24 protein-coding genes and 10 pseudogenes are annotated in these 24,855 nt (G+C 57.8%); 16 read left to right on the top strand and 18 right to left on the bottom strand.

Annotated elements, in window-relative coordinates:
- Window positions 1-12: 12 nt before the first annotated feature.
- The 4 genes and pseudogenes from BA011_RS35995 to metK form a co-directional block, all read right to left on the bottom strand.
- Window positions 13-357, bottom strand: coding sequence for a hypothetical protein (locus tag BA011_RS35995; RefSeq protein WP_065284348.1), 345 nt, complete (start codon window positions 355-357; stop codon window positions 13-15).
- On the bottom strand, window positions 345-1,064 hold the full coding sequence (locus BA011_RS36000) for a hypothetical protein (RefSeq protein WP_151343746.1): 720 nt from the start codon (window positions 1,062-1,064) through the stop codon (window positions 345-347). The genes BA011_RS35995 and BA011_RS36000 overlap by 13 nt, the downstream gene beginning before the upstream one ends.
- 14 nt (window positions 1,065-1,078) lie before the next feature.
- The gene (locus tag BA011_RS36005; RefSeq protein WP_065284350.1) at window positions 1,079-2,266 is read right to left on the bottom strand and encodes an MFS transporter; all 1,188 of its coding nucleotides are present in this window, start codon (window positions 2,264-2,266) and stop codon (window positions 1,079-1,081) included.
- Between the two features lie 16 nt (window positions 2,267-2,282).
- Window positions 2,283-3,203, bottom strand: a pseudogene (gene metK, locus BA011_RS36010) (methionine adenosyltransferase); the annotation flags it as partial.
- Here metK and BA011_RS36015 point away from each other — a divergent pair.
- Window positions 3,188-3,400, top strand: a complete 213-nt coding sequence (locus BA011_RS36015; protein WP_065284352.1) for a hypothetical protein — start codon at window positions 3,188-3,190, stop codon at window positions 3,398-3,400. The pseudogene metK and the gene BA011_RS36015 sit on opposite strands and share 16 nt — an antisense overlap.
- Before the next feature lie 304 nt (window positions 3,401-3,704).
- Here BA011_RS36015 and BA011_RS36020 read toward each other — a convergent pair whose 3' ends face one another.
- Window positions 3,705-4,475, bottom strand: a complete 771-nt coding sequence (locus tag BA011_RS36020; RefSeq protein WP_027667909.1) for a cyclase family protein — start codon at window positions 4,473-4,475, stop codon at window positions 3,705-3,707.
- Window positions 4,476-4,582: 107 nt separating this feature from the next.
- Here BA011_RS36020 and BA011_RS44670 point away from each other — a divergent pair, with 107 nt between their 5' ends.
- The 3 genes and pseudogenes from BA011_RS44670 to BA011_RS43370 all read left to right on the top strand — a co-directional run.
- Window positions 4,583-4,726, top strand: a complete 144-nt coding sequence (locus tag BA011_RS44670) for a hypothetical protein (protein WP_155773541.1) — start codon at window positions 4,583-4,585, stop codon at window positions 4,724-4,726.
- A gap of 277 nt (window positions 4,727-5,003) precedes the next feature.
- Complete coding sequence (locus BA011_RS36025) at window positions 5,004-5,462, top strand: nuclear transport factor 2 family protein (protein WP_081374316.1); 459 nt, start codon at window positions 5,004-5,006, stop codon at window positions 5,460-5,462.
- A 122-nt stretch (window positions 5,463-5,584) separates the two neighbouring features.
- A pseudogene (locus BA011_RS43370) lies at window positions 5,585-5,707 on the top strand (IS6 family transposase); the annotation flags it as partial.
- Here BA011_RS43370 and tnpA read toward each other — a convergent pair.
- Together tnpA and trxA are read right to left on the bottom strand one after the other, a co-directional pair.
- Window positions 5,665-6,099 carry an IS66-like element accessory protein TnpA gene (gene tnpA / locus BA011_RS36030; protein ID WP_072642669.1) on the bottom strand — a complete coding sequence of 145 codons (435 nt, stop codon included), beginning with the start codon at window positions 6,097-6,099 and terminating at the stop codon, window positions 5,665-5,667. The pseudogene BA011_RS43370 and the gene tnpA overlap by 43 nt on opposite strands.
- A 215-nt stretch (window positions 6,100-6,314) precedes the next feature.
- Window positions 6,315-6,635 carry a thioredoxin gene (gene trxA / locus BA011_RS36035; protein ID WP_064246335.1) on the bottom strand — a complete coding sequence of 107 codons (321 nt, stop codon included), beginning with the start codon at window positions 6,633-6,635 and terminating at the stop codon, window positions 6,315-6,317.
- Window positions 6,636-6,966: 331 nt separating this feature from the next.
- Here trxA and BA011_RS36040 point away from each other — a divergent pair.
- The 4 genes and pseudogenes from BA011_RS36040 to BA011_RS36055 form a co-directional block, all read left to right on the top strand.
- A pseudogene (locus BA011_RS36040) lies at window positions 6,967-7,505 on the top strand (IS6 family transposase); the annotation flags it as partial.
- A 195-nt stretch (window positions 7,506-7,700) separates the two neighbouring features.
- Window positions 7,701-8,217, top strand: a pseudogene (locus tag BA011_RS36045) (IS6 family transposase).
- Window positions 8,218-8,270: 53 nt separating this feature from the next.
- Window positions 8,271-8,471 (top strand): annotated as a pseudogene (locus BA011_RS36050) (IS6 family transposase); the annotation flags it as partial.
- A gap of 270 nt (window positions 8,472-8,741) precedes the next feature.
- Window positions 8,742-9,083, top strand: a complete 342-nt coding sequence (locus BA011_RS36055) for a hypothetical protein (protein WP_018496486.1) — start codon at window positions 8,742-8,744, stop codon at window positions 9,081-9,083.
- 101 nt (window positions 9,084-9,184) lie between these two features.
- Here the strand turns inward: BA011_RS36055 and BA011_RS36060 are convergent, their stop codons facing one another.
- A complete protein-coding gene (locus BA011_RS36060; protein ID WP_420493416.1) occupies window positions 9,185-9,469 on the bottom strand; it encodes a LexA family protein in 285 nt (94 codons plus the stop codon).
- A gap of 28 nt (window positions 9,470-9,497) precedes the next feature.
- Here BA011_RS36060 and BA011_RS36065 point away from each other — a divergent pair, with 28 nt between their 5' ends.
- Window positions 9,498-10,613, top strand: coding sequence for an IS630 family transposase (locus BA011_RS36065; protein WP_065282351.1), 1,116 nt, complete (start codon window positions 9,498-9,500; stop codon window positions 10,611-10,613).
- A 96-nt stretch (window positions 10,614-10,709) separates the two neighbouring features.
- On the opposite strand, the pseudogene BA011_RS43375 reads toward BA011_RS36065, so the two are convergent.
- Window positions 10,710-10,925, bottom strand: a pseudogene (locus tag BA011_RS43375) (DDE-type integrase/transposase/recombinase); the annotation flags it as partial.
- Between the two features lie 529 nt (window positions 10,926-11,454).
- Here BA011_RS43375 and BA011_RS36075 point away from each other — a divergent pair.
- On the top strand, window positions 11,455-12,312 hold the full coding sequence (locus tag BA011_RS36075; protein ID WP_237352815.1) for a hypothetical protein: 858 nt from the start codon (window positions 11,455-11,457) through the stop codon (window positions 12,310-12,312).
- Between the two features lie 147 nt (window positions 12,313-12,459).
- Here BA011_RS36075 and BA011_RS46695 read toward each other — a convergent pair whose 3' ends face one another.
- The 8 genes from BA011_RS46695 to BA011_RS36105 all read right to left on the bottom strand — a co-directional run bounded on the left by BA011_RS46695 (window position 12,460) and on the right by BA011_RS36105 (window position 20,164).
- Window positions 12,460-12,612, bottom strand: a complete 153-nt coding sequence (locus BA011_RS46695) for a reverse transcriptase N-terminal domain-containing protein (RefSeq protein WP_196766967.1) — start codon at window positions 12,610-12,612, stop codon at window positions 12,460-12,462.
- A 304-nt stretch (window positions 12,613-12,916) separates the two neighbouring features.
- Window positions 12,917-13,345 carry an ArdC-like ssDNA-binding domain-containing protein gene (locus BA011_RS46700; protein ID WP_072642673.1) on the bottom strand — a complete coding sequence of 143 codons (429 nt, stop codon included), beginning with the start codon at window positions 13,343-13,345 and terminating at the stop codon, window positions 12,917-12,919.
- Between the two features lie 393 nt (window positions 13,346-13,738).
- Window positions 13,739-16,219: a glycoside hydrolase family 2 protein gene (locus BA011_RS36080; RefSeq protein ID WP_065284354.1), complete on the bottom strand. Its 2,481-nt coding sequence runs from the start codon at window positions 16,217-16,219 to the stop codon at window positions 13,739-13,741.
- Window positions 16,220-16,235: 16 nt separating this feature from the next.
- Window positions 16,236-17,228, bottom strand: coding sequence for a DUF1839 family protein (locus tag BA011_RS36085; RefSeq protein WP_186806624.1), 993 nt, complete (start codon window positions 17,226-17,228; stop codon window positions 16,236-16,238).
- A complete protein-coding gene (locus tag BA011_RS36090) occupies window positions 17,219-18,127 on the bottom strand; it encodes an amino acid--[acyl-carrier-protein] ligase (RefSeq protein ID WP_025396393.1) in 909 nt (302 codons plus the stop codon). The genes BA011_RS36085 and BA011_RS36090 overlap by 10 nt, the downstream gene beginning before the upstream one ends.
- A gap of 5 nt (window positions 18,128-18,132) precedes the next feature.
- On the bottom strand, window positions 18,133-19,314 hold the full coding sequence (locus BA011_RS36095; RefSeq protein ID WP_065284355.1) for an acyl-CoA dehydrogenase family protein: 1,182 nt from the start codon (window positions 19,312-19,314) through the stop codon (window positions 18,133-18,135).
- A complete protein-coding gene (locus BA011_RS36100) occupies window positions 19,314-19,565 on the bottom strand; it encodes an acyl carrier protein (RefSeq protein ID WP_065284356.1) in 252 nt (83 codons plus the stop codon). Before BA011_RS36100 ends, BA011_RS36095 begins: the two co-directional genes overlap by 1 nt.
- Before the next feature lie 101 nt (window positions 19,566-19,666).
- Window positions 19,667-20,164 (bottom strand): TlpA disulfide reductase family protein, encoded by a 498-nt coding sequence (locus tag BA011_RS36105; RefSeq protein ID WP_237352816.1) that lies wholly within the window; start codon window positions 20,162-20,164, stop codon window positions 19,667-19,669.
- A 490-nt stretch (window positions 20,165-20,654) separates the two neighbouring features.
- Between BA011_RS36105 and BA011_RS43390 the strand changes: the two are divergent.
- From BA011_RS43390 to BA011_RS36125, 3 genes and pseudogenes are all read left to right on the top strand, one after another.
- Window positions 20,655-21,316: pseudogene (locus BA011_RS43390) on the top strand (PD-(D/E)XK nuclease family protein); the annotation flags it as partial.
- A gap of 25 nt (window positions 21,317-21,341) precedes the next feature.
- Window positions 21,342-21,560 (top strand): annotated as a pseudogene (locus BA011_RS36120) (thioredoxin domain-containing protein); the annotation flags it as partial.
- 284 nt (window positions 21,561-21,844) lie between these two features.
- Window positions 21,845-22,210, top strand: coding sequence for a transposase (locus BA011_RS36125; protein ID WP_237352861.1), 366 nt, complete (start codon window positions 21,845-21,847; stop codon window positions 22,208-22,210).
- Here the strand turns inward: BA011_RS36125 and BA011_RS43395 are convergent.
- Window positions 22,168-22,290, bottom strand: a pseudogene (locus BA011_RS43395) (IS6 family transposase); the annotation flags it as partial. The gene BA011_RS36125 and the pseudogene BA011_RS43395 sit on opposite strands and share 43 nt — an antisense overlap.
- 467 nt (window positions 22,291-22,757) lie before the next feature.
- Here BA011_RS43395 and BA011_RS43400 point away from each other — a divergent pair.
- The 3 genes and pseudogenes from BA011_RS43400 to BA011_RS43405 form a co-directional block, all read left to right on the top strand.
- Window positions 22,758-23,878: pseudogene (locus BA011_RS43400) on the top strand (AMP-binding protein); the annotation flags it as partial.
- 45 nt (window positions 23,879-23,923) lie between these two features.
- Complete coding sequence (locus BA011_RS46405; RefSeq protein WP_335727700.1) at window positions 23,924-24,424, top strand: AMP-binding enzyme; 501 nt, start codon at window positions 23,924-23,926, stop codon at window positions 24,422-24,424.
- 45 nt (window positions 24,425-24,469) lie between these two features.
- Window positions 24,470-24,787 carry a class I SAM-dependent methyltransferase gene (locus BA011_RS43405; protein WP_151343747.1) on the top strand — a complete coding sequence of 106 codons (318 nt, stop codon included), beginning with the start codon at window positions 24,470-24,472 and terminating at the stop codon, window positions 24,785-24,787.
- The last annotated feature ends 68 nt before the right edge of the window (window positions 24,788-24,855 follow it).

The raw sequence follows: 24,855 nt of genomic DNA on the forward strand, positions 1-24,855 counted from the left end.
GAGCTCCCCGAGTCAGTCCTCGGCTGCAATCGCCGCGTCCATTACGGGAATTTGCTCCATGCCGTCAAGATTGATGATCGAGCGGCTTACGCCGATCGATTTGGGTGCAAGTGAAAGATAGCGCTTTGGTGGAAGGATGTGCGCGCGCATTCCCGTTTGCCTACGATCCAAAACGCCTGCTCCTATCCAAAACTGGACGGCGCTTCGACGATTACTGCCGAGATGCAACCAGCCATCGAGACCCCTTCGAAGGGCGATAGGTATCGTTGTCGGAGCGAAAAGGATAGTGCCACGTTCAACGTTGTCAATTTCCAAATACGCCTGGTGCTGACACACCGATCTCGTCAGGACGCGCATTCGATCTTCCAAATCCATCGGGAGCGCGCCAAAACAGTTGCGCTCGGCGGCCCCAGGAGGCGTGCTTTTTCATCCGAGAACAGATTCGAGAACCACCTGCTTTCCAACGCCTTGCCAAGCTCTCGAATCCTCCGCGAGAGACCGTCAATGTCGTAGTCATCCCGTAGGAGGCTCTGCTTCAGCTTTAGATTCCGATGTTGCCCGGCAGCGACGACACTCAAGATATGGTCAAACCTGCTTCTGTATCGATTGAGCACGACTTCATCGGCACCCATGAATAAGGGGACAACGGCTTCATCCGATGAGAACTCGATGACCACCCCTGGCGCGTGAATGCGGCAGATTGGCGAAACGAGCTCGCACATACCGGCAATGGCAAAAACCTCAGCCCAAGATGCCTCCGGATACTCTCGGGAGGCCGGGCTTTTATAGCCACCAAACGGGATGAACAGGCGCAATGGCACGTCTTCTCGAACCGCATGAGATACGACGCCTAAGACGCGTTGCGCTACAAGGCTATCAAGGGAAGAGCCACGAAAATTCTTGCTGAGAAGTCGTTGCGCAACCAGTTGCTCGACGGTCGATCCAGCGCGGAGGCGCTGATACCACAGATTGATCAGCTGCCCATCGTCTGACCTGATCAACCATCGAAGGTGTTCATCGACGGCGCCTGTGTTCGTCGACGTATTCTGTTCGATTGCAGTCACTGCAGCCTTGATCCTCACTGTTTGCGTGCCGCGTCGGCACCTTGTGCCTCACCTGCTCCGGAGCCCCGCCAACGGCAGGAAACGATCGCGACAACGGAGAGCGATGCCAGGAGTGCAGCGAAAAGGAGGACGAAAGAAAGCGAGCGCGTTGCAATGGATCCTGCGACCGCAGTTGCAGCTGCCGAGCCGAGCCATGATCCGGCCTGCAGCCATCCGAATGCCTTCCCCTGCTGAAAAGCGGGGGTAACCCGGGCGACTTCCGAAGTCAGAAGCGCTGTCGTCGGCGCCACTGCAAAACCACTCAGAACAAGAACGAGCGAAAATAAGCCCAGATTGCTGGTCGTGAAGGTCGCCATGATAGCGCATGCTGCAACTGGAACAGGCAGGAGCGCGAAGCGAAGGCGATCAGCGTTCTTAAGACGGCTGAAGCACAACCCGCCAACAAACGAGGTTGCCGCCCATGCGGACAATACCAACGCCGTTCCTGTTCGGTCATCGACCCTCGCAACAGTCGCGACCTCGACGCAGGCAAGCATCCCGTAAGCTGTCGTTCCCGAAAAGATTAATGCGAGAGTTCGCCAGCCCATTCTTGCGTCGTCTTCGCGTTTCGAAAGTTCGCTATTCTCTTTCGATCCACGCTCAATCCCGCGACCCACATACCCAAAGGCGAGCGAAACCGCGCCTAGTAGGATTGCGCAGCCAACTGTCGGCCCCACTTTCCCGGCCAGGCTGGAAACAGCCACGATCAAGGGAGCGATGACAAATGCGGAACTGGCCAAAGCAGCCTCTGCATCGAAGGCGGCTCGGAGACGACTGCTACCAAGGATGTGCGCCAAGAGCGCGCGTGCCTGTGCTGTGACGGGTGGAAGTGATGCACCAGCAACGGTAGACAAAACCACCGCAGCAAGTGCGCCGTCGACGACACCGATCCCAGCATGGCTCGCAAAGCTCACCGAGCCCAACGCCAACAGCGTTCGCTGCAGACCGGCCCTGTTGGCAACCGAAATCCAAAGGGGTTGACTGAGAGCGCCAGCCAAAGTCCATCCGGTGAGCGCAAGCGATGCAATCGAAAGCGACAGCTTCTCGGTGAGCGTGAGAAGGATCGCCAACGGCCCCATGCTCGTGGCGACGCGATAGAACAGCGTCACGCCAAGAATCGCAAGCGCATGTGTTGGCAATCTTTCCTTGATAGTTGAGTTCATTCGTCTCTCAGAGATGTTAGGCTAACCCTGCCGCGGCACGCAAGGCGGAGACCTGATTTGTTCTCTCCCATGGTAGGTCGAGATCCGACCTTCCGAAATGCCCATATGCCGCAACGGGCCGGTACCTAATCTTCCGCAAACCAAGCTTTTCTATTATCGCGCCCGGGCGAAGATCGAAAACGTCGAGAATAGCCTGCCGGATGCGCTCGGGAGCCACCTCGTGGGTCCCAAAGGTCTCGAATGAGACGGACAACGGCCGCGCCATCGCCACGGCGTACGAGACTTGCAGTTCGAACCTTTTTGCAAGGCCGGCTGCGACGACGTTTTTGGCCACCCAACGTGCGGCGTAAGCGCCAGACCTGTCCACCTTTGTCGCGTCCTTACCACTGAACGCTCCGCCTCCATGCCGCGCAAAGCCGCCATAGGTGTCGACCTGAAGCTTGCGCCCCGTCAAGCCGGAATCGGCTGCGGGTCCGCCATGCACGAAGCGCCCCGTGGGATTTGAATAGAACTTGGTATACTCATCGAGAAGCTCATGAGGAACGACTGCGTCAACCACATGAATGCGTAGGTCACGTTCCAACTGGAGCGCATCAATCGATTCATCGTGGTGAGCTAACACCAGGATCGTATCGACGCGCAACGGCTGGCCATGGGCATACTCGACGGTCACCTGGTTTTTGCCGTCCGGTCGCAAATACGGCAGGGTTCCATTCTTGCGCACTTCTGCCAATCGCCGCGTCAACCCGTGTGCCAACGTAATAGGCAGCGGCATTAGTTCCGGCGTTTCGTCTGAGGCAAATCCCGTCATGATACCTTGATCGCCGGCGCCGATCGGCTCGATATCCGGTGAGCCGCTGCTTTCAAAGTCGACTGCATGATCAATTTTGCCGAGGTAGTCGGGAGATTGGTGGACCAGAGATGTCAGGACAAAGCATTTCCGCGGTCGTCTTCGGTCGTGTTGTCCGCTACGAGATTGCCAGCCTGGGGGCGCTCAATTTCGTCTTGTCAGATGCGCTTGCGGGCGGTGTCGTCTCGTCACTTGCCGTTGATGTACACGGGAAGTCGCTTGGATCGGCAATTCTGTCGCTGGAGATCCCCGAGCCGTCGCGGACAGCAGGCGAAGATCGGTGACCTTAGCGACGTGCGCTTGCACAATTCGGGACATCTGTTTCAGATTTGCGGCGAGCAGGGGGCAAAGGCGAGGAGCAACCAATGTTGCCTCCGGCTATCTCCGAGCGTTATTTGATCGCGCTTGCCGATCTGGCGTAGACCGCATCGCGGGTCATGCTTACGTCTGACAAGCTTAGATGCGTCACCGTGTCATGGGCAACCATGCTTATCGCAGTCGAACGGCATGTCGGAAGCTCTCGTCAAGACGATCAAACGCCACTGCATCCACATCGCACGGCTGAACTTCCGTCTTTTATCAATTCAATCAATCGAAAATCGCCACCGCGCGGCACCAGCCCGCGGAGGCTCGCTCGATCTTCACCGGGAAACAGGCAATGCGAAAGCCCGTCGCAGGCAGAGCCTCGAGATTGTGCAGCTTTTCGATATGGCAGTAACCGGTGTGGCGCCCTGCCTTGTGTCCTTCCCAGATCAGCGCGGCATCTCCGGTTGCGGCAAACTTCTTTGCTGTATGGAGAAATGGCGCGTCCCAGGACCAGCCGTCGGTGCCGGTCACCCTGACCCCGTGGTCCAGCAGAAACATGGTTGCCTCGTATCCCATGCCGCAGCCGCTGGCGACGTAATCAGGTTGTCCGAACTTCATACCGGCTGCGGTGTTCACCACCACGATTTCCATCGGACTGAGCGTATGGTTGATGCGCGCCAGTTCGGCTTCAACCTCTTGCGCGCTGACGACATGCCCATCGGGAAGGTGGCGGAAGTCCAGTTTGACACCGGGCTGAAAACACCAGTCCAGCGGGATTTCATCTATCCGCATCGAGGGTTTACCGTGATCCTGGGTGGGGTGAAAGTGCCACGGTGCGTCGAGATGAGTGCCATTATGTGTGGACAAATCGACGCGTTCGACCGCCCACCCCTGGCCATCGGGCAGTTGATCGGCAGTCAGGCCGGGAAAAAAGGCCAGTATTCCGTTAAGGCTTTGCTGGTGGTCAGTATATTGAATTTTGGGTTCATTGCCTGGCGGATCGGCAGCTACGCCGTTGGCGATTGGCACCGACAGATCTACAATCCGGGTCATGTGACTCTCCCTCAGTTAAATATTGCGCGTGGAAATGGTGGTGCGCAAGACGCCGCGCCGCCCGCTGAGTATCGTCCAACCGTGACTTGGGCCTAGGAGCCTTACCGTTGATCGGCCCGTCAGGGCCATACGCATTGAACCGCAAGACCCAACCCCCGCACGATCTGAAACGTGACATTGCCCAGCCGCGCCGCATCCTTGGTCTGGCGCGCCCGACGCCGCAAACGCTCTGCGTCGAAATCCTCTCGTGACGAAATCGCTGAACCCATCCCACACCTCCGATTTGCACCAGAGATTCAGATTCATCGCGTTTTGGGAAGTCCGTGAGTCGAATTCAGCAAGATGCCGTATTAGAGCACGTCCGACACGCATGGTTCCTTACGTGTAACCAACGTATTAAAAACTGCCTTCTTACAACGAGATGGCCAATTCTCTAACTAAGGTCTCAGGATTTGTGGGGGTTCATCCCGGCGATCCGACACAGCTGAGGAGAGCTGCATTTCGATAGTCAACTGAATTGGAGAACCTATGTCTTTGAAGAACTTCATGCGCGCTGGCGTATTTGCGGCTGTCGCCATCATAAGCCTTGCAGGCGCTGCACATGCGGGTCCTGCAAAAAACAGGGAACTGGTCATCAGGGCTGTTGTCGGCCTCTTCATCGATCACGATCCGGCGGTCGTCGACAAATACTGGAGCCAGAAATATATCCAACACAATCCCATGTTTCCCAACGGCAGGGACGTCATCAAGGGATTTGTATCCAACACTCCGCCGGGCTTCAAATATGAAATGGGTGCCGTTGTCGCCGACGGCAACATTGTCATGGTGCGCGGTCGGTACACAGGTTTTGGTCCCAAACCGATGATCGCGGTCGATATGTTCCGCGTTGAAAAAGGAAAGATCATCGAACACTGGGACGTGCTTCAGGAGGAGGTTCCAGCCAACCAAACCAAAAGCGGCAACCCGATGTTCGTTCCGGGGATGTAAAATGAACGAGGGTCCGGTGGAATCTACCTGGTTCTGTCGCAAAACTTTTCACCGGGTTTGCAACCAGTATGGTAGGCGTAGATCCGGGTTGGAGATGAGCAGGCAGATTGAGTTTCCCGATCATGGTCGATTTCAAAGGCAGTCATTACCCGAAAGACGTGATTTTATACGCGGTATTTTTCTACGTGAGATATGCGGTCTCCTATCGTGATCTGGAAGAGATTATGGCCGAGCGCGGCGTTACACCCGAACGCCGGTCCCAGGCCCAATCATGCTGCTTCCACTGCCGGATAATCTGCGTCAGGGTGCCGGGCGCCACCGAACTCTCGAAGCGAAGTGTGCGGCCGCAGCTCAATCGTAGCTCGATCATCCCGCAGCAGCTCTCCCTGAGTTCAGGGACATCAGTCTGCACGGCATTCATATCGACTGGAATGAACAATGCATTCGCAGATGCCGACAAAAGCCCCTTCTTCTTGAGCTCGCTACGCCAGGCGTATATCTGCTGCCGCGTTAAATCGTGACGATGAGCAACCTCTGTGATCGTGGCTCCAGCAACCCCAACCGACATGACAATCGCAAGCTTGTCTTCTTCGCGCCACCGCCGTCGACGTTCCTGCCCAAGAATTTCAACGCGCATCGCAATCCTCGCCTAAGACACGTCGCTAACGACGTCGTTAAACACGTCTCTTAGGCCATCAGGGCGCTAGGCGGCAGGCGGTGCCAATCGGGCGGTTACCCTCGTCGGCGATGTCCTTGCCGACAACGGTACGCCCCCGAAATGAAGGCTGCAAAATGAAAAAAGCCCGGTCGAACCGGGCTTTTTTCATTGTGATACAAATTGAGCCATATCAATCAGGCAGCGTTCGAAATCCAGTTCGAAAGGGCCGTCTTCGGCTTTACGCCAACCGAGATATCGGCAACTTCGCCGCCCTTGAAGATCGCAAGCGTCGGAATGGAGAGCACGCCGAACTGTGCAGCGAGTTCCGGGTTCTCATCGATATTCAGCTTGGCCACCTTGACCTTGCCTTCCATCTCGACGGCGATTTCCTCGAGGCTCGGAGCAATCATCTTGCACGGGCCGCACCATTCAGCCCAGAAATCGACGACGACGGGTTCTGCGGACTCCAGAACTTCCGACTGGAAATTATTGATATCAACTTTCACGGTAGCCATGGGCTGCTCCTTTAACGGAATTGGGTGTTGAACCACATGTGATGGTGCGGTGCGGGATTTTCAGTTACCGACCCGACGCTATTTTGGACATAGGGGGCGTTGCCCCTGTGATGCCGGAGTTTGCCGAGACAAGGCGGTCGGACCCCTTGACCATGCGCGGATTCTCAAAATGTGCCATAATTGCCGCCTGACGGATTTGTATATGCAGGACGTTTTTCGTCCGTCGCGACGTATAGAAGCGTTATTCATGACAGTCAACAGTCAATAAGCTGCCGCGCTGGTACTGTCACATTGATTGAGCGGTAAGGGAAATTGAGGTAGCAGCGCACCCATGACCGTGAGTGCACCGACCTACAAGAACCACCGCTATCCGATCGAAATCGTAGCCCGTGCTGTCTGGCTCTACTTTCGCTTTAATCTGAGCCTGCGCGATGTCGAGGAAATGCCGCTCGATCGCGGGATTGTCGTTTCCTACGAGACCATCCGCCGATGGTGCCGAAAGCATGGCCTTGATTATGCGCGCCGCATACGCCGCAAGGCGCCGACGAAAGGCGATGTCTGGCACCTCGATGAAGTCGTGGTGCGCATCAACGGTCAGAAATGCTGGTTGTGGAGAGCGGTTGATCAGGACGGATATGTGCTCGACGAGATCGTCCAGACGCGGCGTAACACCGAGGCGGCCAAGCGCCTGCTGACGCGACTTCTGAAGAAGCAGGGCATGCCGCCAAAGCGTATGATCACCGACAAATTGCGCTCCTACGGGGCGGCCAAACGCCAGGTCAACACCGCTCGCATAAAGGCTTGAACAACCGGGCGGAGAATTCTCACCTGCCGTTGAGAAAACGGGAGCGAACGCGACAGGGTTTCCGGGGTTCTGTCGCAAAACTTTTCACCGGGTTTGCAACCAGTATGGTAGGCGTAGATCCGGGTTGAAGATGAGCAGGCAGATTGAGTTTCCCGATCATGGTCGATTTCAAAGGCAGTCATTACCCGAAAGACGTGATTTTATACGCGGTATTTTTCTACGTGTGATATGCGGTCTCCTATCGTGATCTGGAAGAGATTATGGCCGAGCGCGGCGTTACCGTTGACCACGCGACGCTGAACAGATGGGTCGTGAAATATTCGCCCCTGATTGCCTGCCAGGCCCAGCGGCGCAAATCCGCAACCAGCAGCTCCTGGCGGATGGACGAGACCTCTATCCAGGTCAAAGGCAAGTGGACCTATTTCTATCGGGCTGTCGACAAATTCGGCAAAACCCTTGATTTCATGCTGTCTGAGCACCGCGATGAGGCCGCGGCCAGCGCTTTCTTCGCCCGCACGATTAAGACCAATGGCTTGCCCGAAAAGGTCGTCATCGACAAGAGCGGCGCGAACCTGGCAGGATTGCAAAACATCAACTGTGATTGAGCAGGACCACCGGTTTATCAAGAAGCTGACCCGCCCCATGAAGGGCTTCAAATCCTTTCAGTCTGCGTCAGCAACACTGGATGGTATCGAGGTGGCTCACATGATCCGCAAGCGCCAATTTTCAACCAGTGGCCAATCGGCATTTCAGCAATTCGCCGCACTCGCTGCATAACTGTGTCCAGCGATGGCCGCTTCTGCGGCCTTTTAAAAAGTTTGCGACAAAACCAGAATTCTCACCAACCAGTCCGGCGGCGAGAGCGGATCATGAAGCGCTTCAAGTCACAGCGACATCTACAACGCTTCGTCTCCATCCATGATCCGATCGCCAACCTATTTCAAATCCCGCGCCACGACATCTCCTCCGGCCACCATCGCGAACTGCGCACGGCGGCGATGAGCCTGTGGGCGAAAATCGCCCGAGCATGAGAGATATCTGCGGATGGCGTCTTTCGCTGGCCTTTCATCCGTTAAGTTTACGATGCCATTGAACTTGTGCGGCATCGTCAAAATCCCGATCAGGAGACTGAAAACCACCGCTCAATATCAGTCGCCGGGTGATCCACGCAACAACGCCGGTAATTCACCGAGTTCTCGAAAGAAGACGGCATCTTAGGCTCTGTCTTCATCGATAAGATATCCAAATACGGTTGATTGTCACACGAAAGCGTGGATAGTCACCGGGATGGAGAGCCGGAAATGAATCTCAACGATGACGACGAACACCTCATAGAAACGCTTTTCCGCAACGGCACGATTACCGTCGTGGGGGTGGTGCTTTCATTTTCCCTAGGCTTCCTTACGCAGTGGGCCAGCAATCCAATACCGTGGAGACTGGCCGACCTGCCGACGTTGGTCGTCATAACTATAGGCATCGTCTTTCAGCTGCGCTCCCTCGCTTTACTTTTGCAAACGTCATCACTGAAAAAAGTCGTCTACGACAAGGCAAGCCGGCTATTTCTGAATGGCGTGATCATCACTGGGTCTGGCGTTTTTCTGGCGATCCTCATTGACACGTTCCAGTTGCTGATGGAGCGTTAACCGACACTTGGATTGAGGGGTTCCGCCGGTAAATACCGCCGAAAATGTTAAGGCGACACTACCCGGCTAGTACCACGCCACAGAGATTATGACGGTTTGTCTTATCGTAGAATTGGCAGGGCTTCTGGTGGGATGAGAAGTTGGATGCTGCGTGCGGCGCCTGGCACGCGAGATATAAAACCCGCCTTCTCGAGGGTCAGCACCATCTGGTGAACAGACGGAGCCGTAACGCCGAAGTGGCGACGCATGTCGGCTTCGGCCGGAGGCTGTTTGAAGATGCGGCTGTAGGCGTAGATGAAGGCCAGGTACTGGCCTTGGATCTGCGTAAGGCCCCGTCTTGCCGTTGCGGCTTGCGGGTCAAGTGAGGGACTCATTTTGGGATTCATCTGCGTCTCCACGCTGAAGGAGGTGTCGATGAATATAAAGTTTCACATAGAGCTTAGCCAATCGGAACGTGACCAACTGGCCGCTTTGTTGAGCGGGGGGTGCCACAGGTCGCGCAAGATCAAGCGCGCCCAGATCCTGGTCGCAGCGAACGAAGGCTTCAGCGACGAGGTGATCGCGGCAACCTTGAACGTCAGCGGATCGACGATTTACCGGACCAAACGCCGGTTTGTGGAAGCCAATCTGGAAGGGGCGCTCAGCGAAGAACCGCGCCCGGGTGTTGAGCGCAAGCTATCGAGCAAGGAGGAGGCGCTGTTGGTAGCGACCGCCTGCTCAAAGCCGCCGCCCGGGCGAGCCCGCTGGACCCTGGAGCTTCTGGCAGATGAGATGGTCCGGCTCACCGATCATGACCAGTTGTCCTCGGAGACCGTGCGTCGCCGGCTGGCTGAGAACCATCTCAAGCCTTGGCGCAAAGACATGTGGTGCATCCCAAAGATCGATGGGGAATACGTCGCGCGCATGGAGGATGTTCTCGACCTCTACGCAGAAACGCCTGATCCACAAAGGCCCGTGGTCTGCTTCGACGAGAGCCCGACCCAACTCATCGGCGAAGTGCGCGAGCCCATTGCGGCCAAGCCTGGCCAGCTTGAACGCTACGATTGCGAGTATCGCCGAAACGGCACGGTCAATCTGTTTGTCTTCATGGACGCCCACCGGCCCTGGCGCAGGGTGAAGGTCACCGATCGGCGAACCAACCAAGACTTCGCCGAGTGCATGCGCGAACTGGTCGACGTCGATTATCCCGACGCGCCGATCATCCGCGTGGTGATGGACAACCTCTCCACTCATTCCGCCGGGGCGCTTTACGACGCATTTCCCGCCCCGCAAGCTCGAAGGGTGCTGAAGCGACTGGAGTTCCACCACACGCCCAAGCACGCCAGTTGGCTCAACATGGTCGAGATCGAGATCGGTGTCCTGCGTAGCCAATGCCTCGACCGTCGTATCGACAACAAAGACACCATAATCGCCGAAGTCGCAGCCTGGGAGCAGCAACGCAACGCCCACGGCGCAAAGATCCAATGGATGTTCACAACCGAAAATGCCCGCAAAAAGCTCCGTAAAGCTTACCCCGTCAAAGAGTCATAATCTCTGTGGCGTGGTACTAGGTGTTGTCACGTTAGTTTCTCTGGTTTTGTCGCAAACTTTTTAAAAGGCCGCAGAAGCGGCCATCGCTGGACACAGTTATGCAGCGAGTGCGGCGAATTGCTGAAATGCCGATTGGCCACTGGTTGAAAATTGGCGCTTGCGGATCATGTGAGCCACCTCGATACCATCCAGTGTTGCTGACGCAGACTGAAAGGATTTGAAGCCCTTCATGGGGCGGGTCAGCTTCTTGATAAACCGGTGGTCCTGCTCAATCGTGTTGTTGAGGTATTTGACCTGCAGGATCTCGATCAGCCAGAACCATCCATACAACAACAGAAGGCCGGGACCGTGATCGCCGCCGCCAGCGCCTGCGGATGGGCGACGCAGGCAATTCTTAGCAAGATCGATTCCGAAATTCCTGCTGCGCAAAGAGCCATCGACAACGCGCAAAGAAACAATGTGCCGAACTACAAAGAAATCGTCGACGACAAGACAAAAGTAAATAACGCATTTCTGGGGCATCGAGAAGAATTACCGCGATACCGCGCTCGCCTTGAACAAGGCGGCGAATCTGATGAGGCAATACCGCAGAAACGGCTGCAAGGCCGCCACGCAGTCCACACTCTGCGCCGACCTCGATCGTCGCAGTCATTGCGCAAGCCGAGGCTGAGCAGGCGCTACTTGCCTTCAACAATGACGGCAAGACGATGTCCGCCAACGTCAAGGAACTGGGTTACGACGTGAAATCTTGAATTGAATTTGCCCGTTCGAATCTTCGGCCGGCCCGTTGAAAGCAGTGGGCTGGCGTCAAACTCCATGGAAGATGAGGATCTACTACTCAATGTCAACAGGCAAAAAGAAATTGCTGCGCGTCCTTCTCGTATCGCTTACAGCTTTGGCGGTCTATTGCATTTACTGTATTTTCCAGTCGGATGAAATTGCACCAACGGCCGAGGTGTTGCCTGGCGACCCTCAAGCTCCCGTTCGATTCGATCTGTTGAACCCGGCGCAATATGCATTGCAGGCCAAGGATTACGGGGGGCATCCCGCCTACGGCGCAGCGATGCTGGCGCGGGGATGCGCCAGCTATTTCGAATCTAGGAGCAATCACGACCAGGATCTGGCCGACGCCGCAAAACTGGAAAAAAGCGGCGACAGGAACTTCGAAGATCTTGTCGCCGCCACCGCTTTCAAGATTCGCACGATGGAGGTGCAGTGCAGCGGTGTCACCGCGGAAGACATCCGGAATTCCGGCGATTTGCTGCGCGAAGCCGCGGCCGCGGGGGATGTCAATGCCAAGGGCATTGTCTTGTTGGAGGATTTCCGCGCCGCAGATGCCGCCCGGGCCGAAGCCAAGCTGGCCAACAAGGCCTTCGACGTTGATCCCGCCGTTTACAAGGATTGGCTGAACGAAGCGGTGCATCTGACCGAACAGGCAAATCTGAGAGGCGCCCAGCTTGCCGCCTTGTTGACCGGCGTCAGCGCCTACGGGCAAAAAGACATGACTACATCGGCCATGTGGTCCATGGTCGCCCAACAATCCAAAGGGGAGGCATTCGATTCCGGCAAATTCTCTTTCGAAACGGAGCCATACAACGAATTGAGCAGTGCAGAAAGAGCCGCAGCCACCGAGCGCGCAAAGAATGTTTTCGGCACGTGTTGCAACCAGCCTTCGGCGCAAGACCAGGAGGCACCCTGACAGAGTGATCGCCGCACCGGAGCGCGAGGAAATCGGACAGCTTCCGGCGCGCTGAATCTCGGATGGCAGGCCGTTAAGCCGCCTTCCTGGTCTTGGCGGCCGTCTTTTCAAGGCTGCCTTTCAGCGTGTTCGAGTAACTCCTGAGCATCAGTTTCTGTAGAGAACGGACCTTGGCGAGGTCTCACGGGACGCCCGGAAGGTACGCTGTCTCAGATTGCGAACGCGTCGATTGACCTGCCGCCAGTTGATGGCATTCCAATCGGTCTGTCCCTTGGTTCCGTTTGCAGAGGATTTCCGCACCTAACTTTTCCCTCGGTTAACAATCATCACAACGTCTTTGGGCGGTTCACCAGACCCACGTCAGCAGCCTTTCGGCTCGGGCATCGCCCTATCCGGCGGGTTATGGATTTCCCCCTTGCGGTCCGCCTACTGACGAAATCACCAGTTCCCATCGGGGTTTCCGTGTTCCACATGAAGGAGCTGCGGTCGGGTCGGGCGCTCTCTGTACGCCGGGGCGCGGTGGGGCCAAGCGCACCCCGGTTCGCATTTGCCCAGCTCGGCCGTATCAACCAACGGTTACGGCCTTACTTCCTCACGACGCGTTTCAATGAGAATTCACTCGCGTTCGCCCTTCCGACCTTCGCCTCGCCCGATAAAATGCGTTGGCTGCATTTCCATCTTGGGCTTTCATTCCCGCTTCACACCGCGCCGTAACCAGCACCGCATGGGGAAAGCGGCGACAGAGTTGAACACTACTCATGGACCCATGGGTCACTCCTTTCATGCGACTTTCACGTCGCACCGCCTGCTTGAACGTCATCCACATGGGTGACGTGAAGCGCGCGCCATTCCCTCCGACCATAACAAGAGAATGTTCATGCCCGAATAGGGCTGACCGTTGTGGCGTGGGGGCCGGGTAATCCGGCGGCCATGGCTTCATCCAGGGTTTTACGCCCTTCCCGAGATCTGCAACGATCCTATCCGTGATCCGCGCATAGAGGTCGGCGCGTTCGCCTTCGGATTTCCTGCTCATGTCACTATCCTCCGTTTTGGGGGCCGCGCCATCGCGACCCCGTCGCGGAGGTCCGAAGGCAGGAGCGATCAGGCGGCTCGCCACACCGGAACGGCCAGAATGGAGTGAGGACGGCAAAGCCGTTGCGGCTGACCGCCGGCTCCTGCAGGACCACCGACCGGGACGGGGTCGGCGTGGCGGGCAGGGTCCTTGTCCTTCTTTTCCTTCCCTTCCCCTGACATGGCAAAGAGCCGGTCCCAAAGGAACCGGCCCGATCTCCACCGGCCTACGCGGATTGAAGGCAAGACGCGACCGCGGGATCAGCCGCTGCAGAACATGGGCGCGCAGAAAGCGGTATATCGTTCTCAAATCACGGTCTTTCCCAATGGATCGGCATCATCCTTCGCAGGGGCGTCAGCCCTCGATTGCGACGCGATGCGAACTGCCTAGACTTCTGATCTCGCCCGCAGGCGGAATATCGCTTTCCGCGCCGGACAGCGCGTGGAGCATCACACGCCGCATCGCACCGGGGGCAAGGTGGAACCAATCGTCGTCGGCTCGATAGCCTTCGACATCGATATGCACCGATTGCGCCAGCCGGTCGGTCCTGAGGTCAACGAACCAGTCGCCGTCGTCTCTGGTAAATGATGCTTCGATCCCTGCGTCATGCAGCGCCTTCCCCCTTCCGCAGGGGAAGTGGAAGCTCTCGGCGAGAATGGCGCCGTCCGCCAGCGAGCGCAGGCGCGCCACACTGGCATCATGCGCCGGCGGCCCGAAACGGAAGGCATAGGTCGCATCGAAGAAGGCACCGAACAGCGCGGTGCAGGCAAGGCGCTCCGTATCTCTTGCCGCAAGCTTGAAGGCCCTGCTGCCGCTGACGACCTGCTGTTTTCCGCCGCGCAGGCAGACGACCTCGAGCTCGACATCGAGTGCTGCATCCGTCTCGTTGATGACATGCACGTCGAGACCGTTCGTTCCCTCGTCGGTGAAGACCACTTGCACCGGCCGGAATGCACGGCGCATCGCATACCAGACCGGCTTCGGCTCTCCGGTGGAATCGATCACTCCCCAGCCGGGACCGGGCAGCAGGTCCTGCAGCGTCCAGACGAGCGCGCCATTGCAGGCGGAGCCCTTGCGCCGCCATTCAGCAAAAGTTTCCTCGATCACCTCGCCGGTAACGGCGCGGGAGAAATCGAGATAGCGTTCCGGATCTTCGCGGCGCAGCTCAGCCGGATCGAAACCGTAGAGAAGCTGCAGGTAGAAGTCGCGAACATCCTCGAAATCCCACGATGCACTGCGGTCGCGGGGCACGCGGGCCTTCCATAGCGGGCTGTGGACGGCGGGCACGTCGAGATGACGTTGCAGCGTCCTTTGCTGCGGCACATGCGCGAAGGCGAGACTTTCGGAGGCAAAACGCACATCGGCGCGGCGCGCATCGGCAATCGGCAGCATATAGGCGCCGACGCCGTAATAATGGGCGATACCGGCATTCGGCGAAAAGGGCATCGCTCCGCCATAGGGCGAGTTCGGGACATAGGGCACGTCCGGGCGCATGCGCGCGACGACCGCCGGGATGATTTCATCGGTGACCGGCCCGCTCCAGAATTCCGCCGGCAGGCCGAGCATTGCCGCCTGCTGATGGATTTCGCTGCCGCCGCAAAGCACGGCCAGCGAAGGCGACGCCTGCACGCCGTGCAGGAATTCTTCGACCTCCGCATGCACGTGGCCGAGAAAAGCCTTGTCGTTGCGCGGATAATCGAAGTTGGCGAACATGAAGTCCTGCCAGACGAGCAGACCGAGTTCGTCGCAGAGCGCGAAGAAATCAGGCGTTTCGTAGGCCATGGTGCCGCCGATGCGGATCATGTTCATTCCGGCTGCAACGGCAAGCCGCAGGAACGGCTCATAATCCGCTCGCCCGCCCGGCAATCGCGCGATATCGGCCGTCGTCCACACGGCGCCGCGGCAGAAGATGCGTTCGCCGTTGATGAGGAGCGCGAAGTCATCGCCATCGGCACCGCGGTCGACGTCGATACGTCGGAAGCCGATCCTGCCGAGCGGATATTCCACGCCGTCGGAAACCAGCGTCAGCGCGTAGAGACGCGGAGCGCCATGCGTATGCGGCCACCAGGCCTCGATGTCGGAAAGCTTGAGGATAGCCGAGTAATGACTGTCGCCGACCTTTTCGAAGGGCTGCTCCATCCCGCCGCAGCGCAGCAGCATTGCCGGATCCTCCGCATTGCTATGCAGGGACACGCTGAGACGGCCGACGCCACTCTCCTCCAATACGGCGCGGATGGAGACATTGTCGATCGAGACGGGATGACGCTGCACCATCGAAATCGGCCGCCATGGCCCGACGGCATGGATATCGGGGCACCAGCCCGGCATATGGCCGAGTAGCGTCGTGCGGAAATTCTTCAAGCCTGGCGGCGTGATCATTTGCGGCCGCCAGCGCGCGCGCGGGCCCGGCTCCGACAGGCGGGGGCCGAGCGCCCGGAAGCACAGTGCCAGCTCATCGCCGCCCGAAAGCGTCACCGGAATCTCGTGCGCCGTGAACATGCTCTCGGAAAACAGGATTTCCTGGCCGTTCAGGAAGACGTGGCAGAGTGTCGCCAGCCCTGCGAAACGCAGGATCGCGTCGCCGGGCTCGGCATCGAAAAGCCGGCAGAGATACCAGGCATCCCGCGTGTTCAGCGGCTCGGGATTTTCCCGGTCGAAGAGCCCGGCTTTTTCGAGCGCGGCGGCGACGGTGCCTGGAACGGGTGCTGGAATGAACTGTGCCGACAACGGGATGTCGTGCGGCACGGCGCAGGCGCCCGACTCCGTCAGGATCAGGTTCCAGCCTTCGGAAAGTAGACTTTCCGCGGCACCGATGCTCGCCAAACGCCCCCGCATGGTCAGATCTCCGGCCTCAGATTCGCCCCGCAAGCGACGCCATCATGGAATCCCATGCATCGGCGGCCGGATCAAGTGCTGCCTGCAACGGCTCGAACTTCTTGCGGGTGACGGCGCGGGCAAGCTGGAACTGCACCGATTTCGCCACCTCCGAAATGCGCCCGGCATGCTCGGCGGCAGCCGCGAATTCACCAGGGGAAAGCCAGGTGAGGTAATCGGCCGCCAGCTCGAAATTGGCGCCCACCTGGCGAAGCGTGTTGAAGGCGTATTTGTGGAAGAAGCCGAACGGCCGTTCCGCCACCGCTTCGACCTGTTGCGGAAAGACGCTTGCAAAGGCGTGGATCGGGTTTTCGCGGGGACACCGGGCAAAATGAAAACCGGCAAGCCGCCGCGCGGTCGCGCGCAGATGCGCTTCGTCTGCCGGTTTTTCCGGGAATCGTGCAAATTCCGTATACGGCAGGAACGGCGGGTCGTTTTCCGTCAGATGCAGCTGGAACAGCCCGTCGAAATCCTCGCCTTCGAGACGAAAATAGCCGGCATTGTGGAAATAATCGACGCGCTTGGCCGCAACGTCCAGCCGGTTGATCGCAACCGTCGTCTTGCCGTGCTCCTGCCGGTAGGCGGTGCCGCGCGTATCCGGCATGTAGAAGGAATCCATTTCGATCAGGCAAAGGCGGGCTCGCGCGATCTGAACCTCGACATGGCGTTCGACGCGGTCGTAGATGGCAAGCTCGGTCGCACGAATGCCGTAGAGCGCCTCGAGATCCTCTAGCGGCACTTTGAAGAAAGTGAACTGGTCGCCCTCGAAATCCTGCGTCAGGGTAAAACCCAGCATCGCCTCTGGCGCAACGCCTGATGTCGCCAGAACCTCGATCCAGAGATCGACATAGCAATTGGTTTCCGGCCAGGCGCGCTCGCCGGAATGCAGCGCATGCGCCCGGTAGGTTTCCGGGTCGATTCCCGAAAATACCCCCGAAAATAGCGATGTCATCGATTTGCTCAGCCCCACAACGCTTTCCGTACGCTGGCCGGCCATTGCTTCACATCGAGCCCATGATGATGGAAGAGGGCAAGGGCGATGCGCTCCAGTCCGAAGCCGACGCAGGCGGTGTGCGCGACACTGCCGTCTTCGAGATTGAGACCCCATTTCGTGCCGAAGGCATCCTGATGGTAGTTGAAGCTCATGCAGGCGGTCGGATTGGCAGCCGAGGTAATCGGGATCAGAAGCTCGAACTTCAGGTTCTGGTCGCGCTGATTATTGGCGAGCATCTTGCCGGCGCGGCCGAAGAACGGATCATTGGCGACGTCGATCGTCACGTCGAGACCGACAGCCTTCATCATCTCGACGCCGCGATCCATCCAGCGCTGGCGGAAATCGGTGACGTGCAGCTCGGTGCCCATGCAGACATATTCACGCATGCGGAACAGCTGCTGGCGGGCCGGGTCTTTCGACGGCTCATGGCGGAAGCAATAGGATTGCAGGTCGAAGAGGCCGCCCGTCTTCGGCAGGTTGCCGCGTTTGGCGATCGTCGGATAGAGCGGATAGCAGGCAGCCGGCGTCAGCACGATGTCGGTCGCCTCCTGCCCCTTGGTCCAGTCTTCGCCGACTTCCATGCATTGCAGCAGGCTGACATGATCGAGCTCGCTGCCGCAGAAGCTGTGCACCGTGCCGGCGAGCTGCGGAAAGCTCTTCATATAGCCGCTCTTTTCGAAGAAGGCGCGGTTCATGCCGGGCGGAAAGCGCATGGCTTCGGCACCATCGGCGCCGCCGAACGTGTCGATCAGGCGCTCGAAGGCAGCGATCACGTCTTCGAACTGGCCGCTACGGCCGTAGAGCCCGTCGATGCCGGTATCGATCAGCAGACCGGATTCGAAAAGCCGGTCCAGAAACGAGGTCTGCATATCCATGACTGTCACCCCAGTAGGCTAGTGTCCTGCTTATGGACAAGAAGCATGCTCGACGTGTTGCCGAGGATGCGGTCATTCGAGATCATGAGCTGTGCGGAATGCGCGTCGCGCAGATGGCGTCCGAGGCTGAAGGGCGTACCGTTCTTGTAGCCCATGATGCCGCAGATCAGCATCGCATGGTTGACGATCTCCAGGATCGTCTCGGACGAGGCGATTTTGACGTTGTTCATCGCCACCGCAAATCCCATCGAAGATAGCCTGTCAGCATCGGCCTTGGCATCCTCATAGGCCTTGAGGCCGGCAACCACGTTGGATTTCACCATCTGCAGCAGGTTCGAAACCTCGGCAAGGCGCAGCGCACCCGGCGGCTGGGCATCCGGCGCCTTGCGGGCGGCGGCGCGCACGAAAGCCTGGGCGCGCACAACGGCATCAACGGCGATGCCGTACCAGACGCCGCTCCACAAGAGGTGCGAGGAGGCAAGCATGGATTGCGCCGCGATCTCCGCAAAAGGCTTCGGCAGGATCTGATGCGCCGGCGCTTCACCCTTGAACAGGAAGCCGTCGGAGCAGGTTCCGCGCATGCCGAGCGTATTCCAGACATGCGTTTTCTCAAGCGTGTACTGGTCCTTGAGGAAGGCCGTCAGCACCTGATCGGAGGAAGCCGCCTGCGCGTGGGCACGCGAGGTGATGAGAATGGCGTCGGCATGCGAGCCATAGGAAATGACGGTCGCATCCTTTTCGAGACGGCACATGTCGCCATCGACCTCGACCGCACAGATGCTGTTGCGCAGGTTTCCGCCGATACCGCCTTCGGTGGTGGCGGATGCGATCAACAGCTGCTCGGCGGCGATGCGGCGCATGAAACCGCGATGCCATTCGCTGTCGGCGCCGTGTTCAACGAGGCTCGACAGCTTGATGTGATGCATGGCGAAGACCATGGCGCTTGCGGCGCAAACCTGGCCGAGCAGCGAGCACAATTCGGCGATCTCGGTGATCGAGGCGGATTCGCCGCCGAGATGGCGCGGCACCTGGATGCCGAGCAGCCTTTCGGCCTTCATCGCATCCACGGCTTCCCGGGGGAAACGGGCTTCAGCATCGACGGCATCCGCGTGCTTCGCAGCGATTTCGGCGACGCGGGCCACCCTTGCGACAAGACCGTCCTGCATGATCTTGACGGGGAAATTCATCACGCGACCTCCCCGCTGTCCCGGATGAGATCGACGGTCCTGGCGATGGCCGAGATGCTCGCGAAGGATTTGCGGTTGAGGAGATTGTCGGGAAAATCGATGTCGAAGGCCTCTTCAATGCCAAGCATCAACTGCACAGAAGCAAAGGATGTCAAACCTGCCGCATAAAGATCGGCGTCGTCGGCGACCTGGTCGATCGACACAGGAAGCTTGCCGAATTTGGCTACGAGGTCGCGGATTGTCTTATTCATCTCATCACTCCAAGATTCTCATGATCCCGAACCGGCGTTCATCGGCAATCTTTCGCCAGCGACGCAAAGTTCGTATTTGCATGCAGTGCGAAGTTCTCGCGCTATTTCGGCCTGGCGCGCCAACTGCCGTCAATCACTTTTGGCAGAACGTCCTCGAGTGAGTTCGAATCTTCGATAAAGGCGATGCTACCGTCTCGGTCGACAATGAACGCCTGTGGAACATGGAAAGTCAGGCTAGCTTCCAGCCAATGCTTAGCCATTTCGCCTGAGTGGTCGAACGCGATCCGTATGTTCGTATTCGGGAGCCATTTGGTTACCCATGCGTCCACCTGAGCTCGGGCCTCGTCAGCCGTTGCAGCTTCCTCATTTGCTGCGACCCCGATGACCTCAACTCCCATGTCGCTGTATTCCTCCTGCAACTGCGCCGCGTCGGACAGCGCCGGCCCGCAAGGTCCGCAGGTAGTCGAAAAGAACTCAAGGATGTATATCTTGCCGGGCTGGAAGTTGGAAAGCGGATCGCCGCGCAGCCAGTGCTGCACGTCGATCAACGGGGCTGGAGAGCCGCTATTCAAACTAGAGGTCATGTTCTTCTTCTCCACAGTGTTTTCCCCCGCTTCGTGCGCCAGGAATGAGCGTGTTAAGGATCAAGTCGAGTTGCTTCGAGTTCAAAACGCGGCGCGCGTTCCATCTGTTGGACAATAAACGCCGGTGATCTCGTCTTCTGAAATGGCTTCTGCGGGTGCGGGCCGACAGTATCCTTCTTTTGGGAGAGCGCCGATGTCCCCGTCGTGACAGGACGACGCCCACTTGATGCAGATGGAGCAGGAGCGACGACGTCGAGGGTTTACTCGCCGGAGACGCCGAAGATGTCCTCGACCCCCTCGTTCTCAATCGCCGAGCAAGGAGGTCGGACCCCTTGACCATGCGCGGATTCTCAAAATGTGGCATAATTATCTCCTGACGTGTTTATATATGCATTTTGCTTGTAAACCGTCATGACGCTATATGATCGTTATCCAGACTCGTCAACAGTTAATAAGCTGCCGCGCCAACAAACTTACCGGCTCCATCGGAAGGCCGTGCCTCATTGAATTTTCTCTTAGTGAAGGCGCAGCGAGACAATTTCCTCAGCGATCCGCTCCGCGGTCCGGCGTGGGCACGATCATCGATGAAGACGAGGGCGGTTTGCTGGTCGTTTCGCCGCTGTTTGGCGAGAAGGAGCGCGGCGATCGTTCACTGGAGAAGGGCAGGTTGATCCATCGCATGCTGCAGGCGCTTCCCGAAATTCCACTCGGCGAACGGCCTGATGCGGCGAGCCGCTATGCCGAACGGGCGGCTCGGTTGTGGCCGGAAGCCGAGCGGCGCAAGCTTGTCGATTCGGTTCTGAAACTATTGGCGAAAAGGGTCTGCAGGCTGTCCTCGGTGCGCAGGCCCAGCCCGAGGTCTCGATCATGGGAACATTGACGCTCGAAGACAGGCGCTATGCCGTCTCCGGCCGTATCGACCGGCTTGCCATCCTTGCCGATCGCGTCGTCATTCTTGACTACAAGACCAATCGGGTGCCGCCGGCATCGGAGGAGGCTATCCCCTTCGCGCACCGGGCGCAGCTGGCGATCTATCGCGAGATCCTGGCGCCGCTCTATCCGGGTAAGCGTATTGATTGCATGCTTGTCTACACCGAGAACGCCTCGCTCTTCACGCTCAGCGAAAAGGCGCTCGGTTTAGCGCTTGCAGCGGTCAAGACAAAGTGAATACCGGACATTGAAAATTCGGCACCGCACCATTGCTCCGAGCCTCGAGGAAATCGCCGTCGAGATGGAAGGCAAGGTCAAGGTGGCCAAGCTGAATATCGATGAGAACCCGGAACTCGCTGCACAGTTCGGCGTGCTCTCCATTCCGACGCTTGCGATCTTCAAGGGCGGCGAAGTTGCCGATATCTCGGTTGGCGTAAAGCCGAAGACGGCCCTTTCGAACTGGATTTCGAACGCTGCCTGATTGATATGGCTCAATTTGTATCACAATGAAAAAAGCCCGGTTCGACCGGGCTTTTTTCATTTTGCAGCCTTCATTTCGGGGGCGTACCGTTGTCGGCAAGGACATCGCCGACGAGGGTAACCGCCCGATTGGCACCGCCTGCCGCCTAGCGCCCTGATGGCCTAAGAGACGTGTTTAACGACGTCGTTAGCGACGTGTCTTAGGCGAGGATTGCGATGCGCGTTGAAATTCTTGGGCAGGAACGTCGACGGCGGTGGCGCGAAGAAGACAAGCTTGCGATTGTCATGTCGGTTGGGGTTGCTGGAGCCACGATCACAGAGGTTGCTCATCGTCACGATTTAACGCGGCAGCAGATATACGCCTGGCGTAGCGAGCTCAAGAAGAAGGGGCTTTTGTCGGCATCTGCGAATGCATTGTTCATTCCAGTCGATATGAATGCCGTGCAGACCGATGTCCCTGAACTCAGGGAGAGCTGCTGCGGGATGATCGAGCTACGATTGAGCTGCGGCCGCACACTTCGCTTCGAGAGTTCGGTGGCGCCCGGCACCCTGACGCAGATTATCCGGCAGTGGAAGCAGCATGATTGGGCCTGGGACCGGCGTTCGGGTGTAACGCCGCGCTCGGCCATAATCTCTTCCAGATCACGATAGGAGACCGCATATCTCACGTAGAAAAATACCGCGTATAAAATCACGTCTTTCGGGTAATGACTGCCTTTGAAATCGACCATGATCGGGAAACTCAATCTGCCTGCTCATCTCCAACCCGGATCTACGCCTACCATACTGGTTGCAAACCCGGTGAAAAGTTTTGCGACAGAACCATATTGAATACCCTGCTTGGTGAGCATTTTTTGAAGCAAATAAGAGAAGCGCATTCCTGTTCCTCATCTTGTAAGCCCGGCGGCGCCCTGCGCCTCTGACCGGACCTTGGTCACGTTTTCAATACTTTTGCTCTCGGGAACGTAGATAGCGAACTAATAAGAACATCAACAGTTTGAAAACACAAGTACATCAAGAGCGGTTATATTTTATATTTAGCTGTGCGAGATAAAATTAAATATATTTCCCTAAATGCAAAAAAACTTACTGTATGAAAACCAACGCCGACCGGGGGCATGCTTGAGCTCGACCACGAGAGCGGCGCAGAACATTCTTTCATTATGCGGGCTATTACAGTCAGGGGGATGGCATTCTCATGTCGGAAACGCGACCGAACTACTCTGTCCTGTCGCCGATTGGCTTTCTCACGCGTTCGGCGAACCTCTATTCTGAGCGGACGGCTATCGTTTACGGTAGCCTTCGCCGATCATGGAGCGAACTCCATCGCCGCTGTTGCCGATTGGCAGCAGCCCTGATCGAGCTGCAAGTGCGCAGGGGAGACGTTGTCTCCATTTTATCCCCGAACACGCCCGCCATGATCGAAGCACATTTTGCAGTCCCGATGATTGCCGCCATTTTGAATGCCGTGAACACACGACTTGATCCTGCTTCAATGGCTTACATCCTGAGCCATAGCGAGAGCCGGATATTCCTTGTCGATCAGGACTACTTGGAGGTTGCTAGCGAGGCGCTGCGGCTGTTGCCGGCGTCCGATCGCCCTTTCGTCATTTGGATCAGCGACGACCAATCGCCCGGCCGTTGCCCGCAAGGCGAGGTCGAGTACGAGCAACTATTTGTTGCGGCGTCAGCAGTCCCGGTCCTGCCGCTCATATCAGATGAGCAAGACCCGATAGCGTTGAACTATACGTCCGGCACCACCGGCAGGCCGAAAGGTGTTCTCTATCATCACCGGGGAGCCTATCTGAACGCGATCGACAATATTCTGACATGGTCAATCCCCAAGGCTGCAGTTTTCCTTTGGACCTTGCCGATGTTTCATTGCAACGGCTGGTGCTTCCCCTGGAGCATAACGGCGGTTGGCGGAACCCATGTCTGCCTTCGCTCTGTAAGCGCGCAGTCCATTCTCGCTGAGCTGAAATCGCACCCAATAACACACCTCTGCGGCGCGCCGGTCGTGATGGGCATGATTGTCGAGGCACAGATGGAGCGGCTTGAACGTCCTGTCGCATTCGCAACCGCCGGTTCGCCGCCCCCTGTCCCGATCCTGAGGGAAATGAGCGGCTTGGATTCGAAGTGACGCAATTTTACGGGTTGACCGAGACATACGGTCCGATTGTCTCGTGTGAGCCCGGTTCCACCTGGGGCGATCTGTCCCCTGATGAAAGGGCAGGCTTCATGGCTCGTCAGGGCGTTCGTCGTCTGTTGCAGCAAGACGTTATCGTTGCCGACCCGCAAACGCTCGAGTTGGTCGCGAAGGACCGTAAGCAGCTTGGCGAGTTCCTGCTACGCGGGAATGCCCTCATGACCGGTTACTTGAAAGACGATGCGGCGACGACAGAAGCATTCAGGGGAGGGTGGTTTCACACGGGAGACTTGGCTGTCTGGGATGCCGACGAGGTCATTGAGATCAAAGACCGATCCAAAGACACCATCATTTCCGGCGGTGAAAATATTTCGAGCATCGAAATCGAACGCGCGCGCTATCAGCATCCATCGGTCCTGGAAGTGGCCGTCGTTGGCCAGCGGCATGAGAAATGGGGGGAAACACCCTGTGCCTTCGTGCGGGTTAAACGTGGTGACGCGATTTCCGAAGACGAGCTCCTTTCCTTTTGTCGGTCAAAGCTCGCTCGTTACAAGGTACCCCGTCGGGTGGTGTTTGGCGAACTGCCGAAGACTTCGACTGGAAAGATCAAAAAATCTGAATTGAGAGAAAGGGCAAACGACATGCTACGCGAACCGGGCTCTGCCCAAACACCGCAGGCGGGCCTTCAGGCGCCGGGCAAACGCACGATACCCAAGTAAAGGGACAGGCCCTCCGGCGTTACAGCCCAACCGGCCAATTTTGACATGAGGAAAGGCTCTTCCGATGAACGATTTAGTGCGTTGCAGTTTGGTCAAAGTTCTAGGGATCAACAGGTTTATCAACATATCTGGGCTGATGGTGACGATCGGCCGCCATCACCTCTGTTCGTGGAGATGATTGAACTGGCAATGAAGCACGCGCCGGATCTGGCTGTTGCCGACCTTGGCAGTGGCGCCGGACGCCACGCCAAATGGGCCGCCCAAAAAAGCTGCTGCGTTGACGCTATTGAATATGATGAAACCGCCCTTGCAAGGCAGGCTGCCTATGCCGAGCGTTGTGGAACGTCACCAAAGCCAATGTGAGAGAGTGGCTCCCCGCACGGGCGGCACAGATCTACAATTGTGTGGTGTGTTCGACGCGATGCATCACT

The sequence above is a fragment of the Rhizobium leguminosarum genome (genome assembly GCF_001679785.1).
Lineage (GTDB): Bacteria > Pseudomonadota > Alphaproteobacteria > Rhizobiales > Rhizobiaceae > Rhizobium > Rhizobium leguminosarum_R.

Bases quoted from the DNA above. Each gene is read 5' to 3' on its own strand.
- BA011_RS35995 (WP_065284348.1), bottom strand. From the start codon at position 357: ATGCGCGTCCTGACGAGATCGGTGTGTCAGCACCAGGCGTATTTGGAA.
- BA011_RS36005 (WP_065284350.1), bottom strand. From the start codon at position 2,266: ATGAACTCAACTATCAAGGAAAGATTGCCAACACATGCGCTTGCGATT.
- BA011_RS36015 (WP_065284352.1), top strand. From the start codon at position 3,188: ATGTCAGGACAAAGCATTTCCGCGGTCGTCTTCGGTCGTGTTGTCCGC.
- BA011_RS36020 (WP_027667909.1), bottom strand. From the start codon at position 4,475: ATGACCCGGATTGTAGATCTGTCGGTGCCAATCGCCAACGGCGTAGCT.
- BA011_RS36025 (WP_081374316.1), top strand. From the start codon at position 5,004: ATGTCTTTGAAGAACTTCATGCGCGCTGGCGTATTTGCGGCTGTCGCC.
- tnpA (WP_072642669.1), bottom strand. From the start codon at position 6,099: ATGCGCGTTGAAATTCTTGGGCAGGAACGTCGACGGCGGTGGCGCGAA.
- trxA (WP_064246335.1), bottom strand. From the start codon at position 6,635: ATGGCTACCGTGAAAGTTGATATCAATAATTTCCAGTCGGAAGTTCTG.
- BA011_RS36055 (WP_018496486.1), top strand. From the start codon at position 8,742: ATGAATCTCAACGATGACGACGAACACCTCATAGAAACGCTTTTCCGC.
- BA011_RS36060 (WP_420493416.1), bottom strand. From the start codon at position 9,469: ATGAATCCCAAAATGAGTCCCTCACTTGACCCGCAAGCCGCAACGGCA.
- BA011_RS36065 (WP_065282351.1), top strand. From the start codon at position 9,498: ATGAATATAAAGTTTCACATAGAGCTTAGCCAATCGGAACGTGACCAA.
- BA011_RS36075 (WP_237352815.1), top strand. From the start codon at position 11,455: ATGTCAACAGGCAAAAAGAAATTGCTGCGCGTCCTTCTCGTATCGCTT.
- BA011_RS46700 (WP_072642673.1), bottom strand. From the start codon at position 13,345: ATGAGCAGGAAATCCGAAGGCGAACGCGCCGACCTCTATGCGCGGATC.
- BA011_RS36080 (WP_065284354.1), bottom strand. From the start codon at position 16,219: ATGCGGGGGCGTTTGGCGAGCATCGGTGCCGCGGAAAGTCTACTTTCC.
- BA011_RS36090 (WP_025396393.1), bottom strand. From the start codon at position 18,127: ATGGATATGCAGACCTCGTTTCTGGACCGGCTTTTCGAATCCGGTCTG.
- BA011_RS36095 (WP_065284355.1), bottom strand. From the start codon at position 19,314: ATGAATTTCCCCGTCAAGATCATGCAGGACGGTCTTGTCGCAAGGGTG.
- BA011_RS36100 (WP_065284356.1), bottom strand. From the start codon at position 19,565: ATGAATAAGACAATCCGCGACCTCGTAGCCAAATTCGGCAAGCTTCCT.
- BA011_RS36125 (WP_237352861.1), top strand. From the start codon at position 21,845: ATGTCGGTTGGGGTTGCTGGAGCCACGATCACAGAGGTTGCTCATCGT.
- BA011_RS46405 (WP_335727700.1), top strand. From the start codon at position 23,924: ATGACCGGTTACTTGAAAGACGATGCGGCGACGACAGAAGCATTCAGG.
- BA011_RS43405 (WP_151343747.1), top strand. From the start codon at position 24,470: ATGAGGAAAGGCTCTTCCGATGAACGATTTAGTGCGTTGCAGTTTGGT.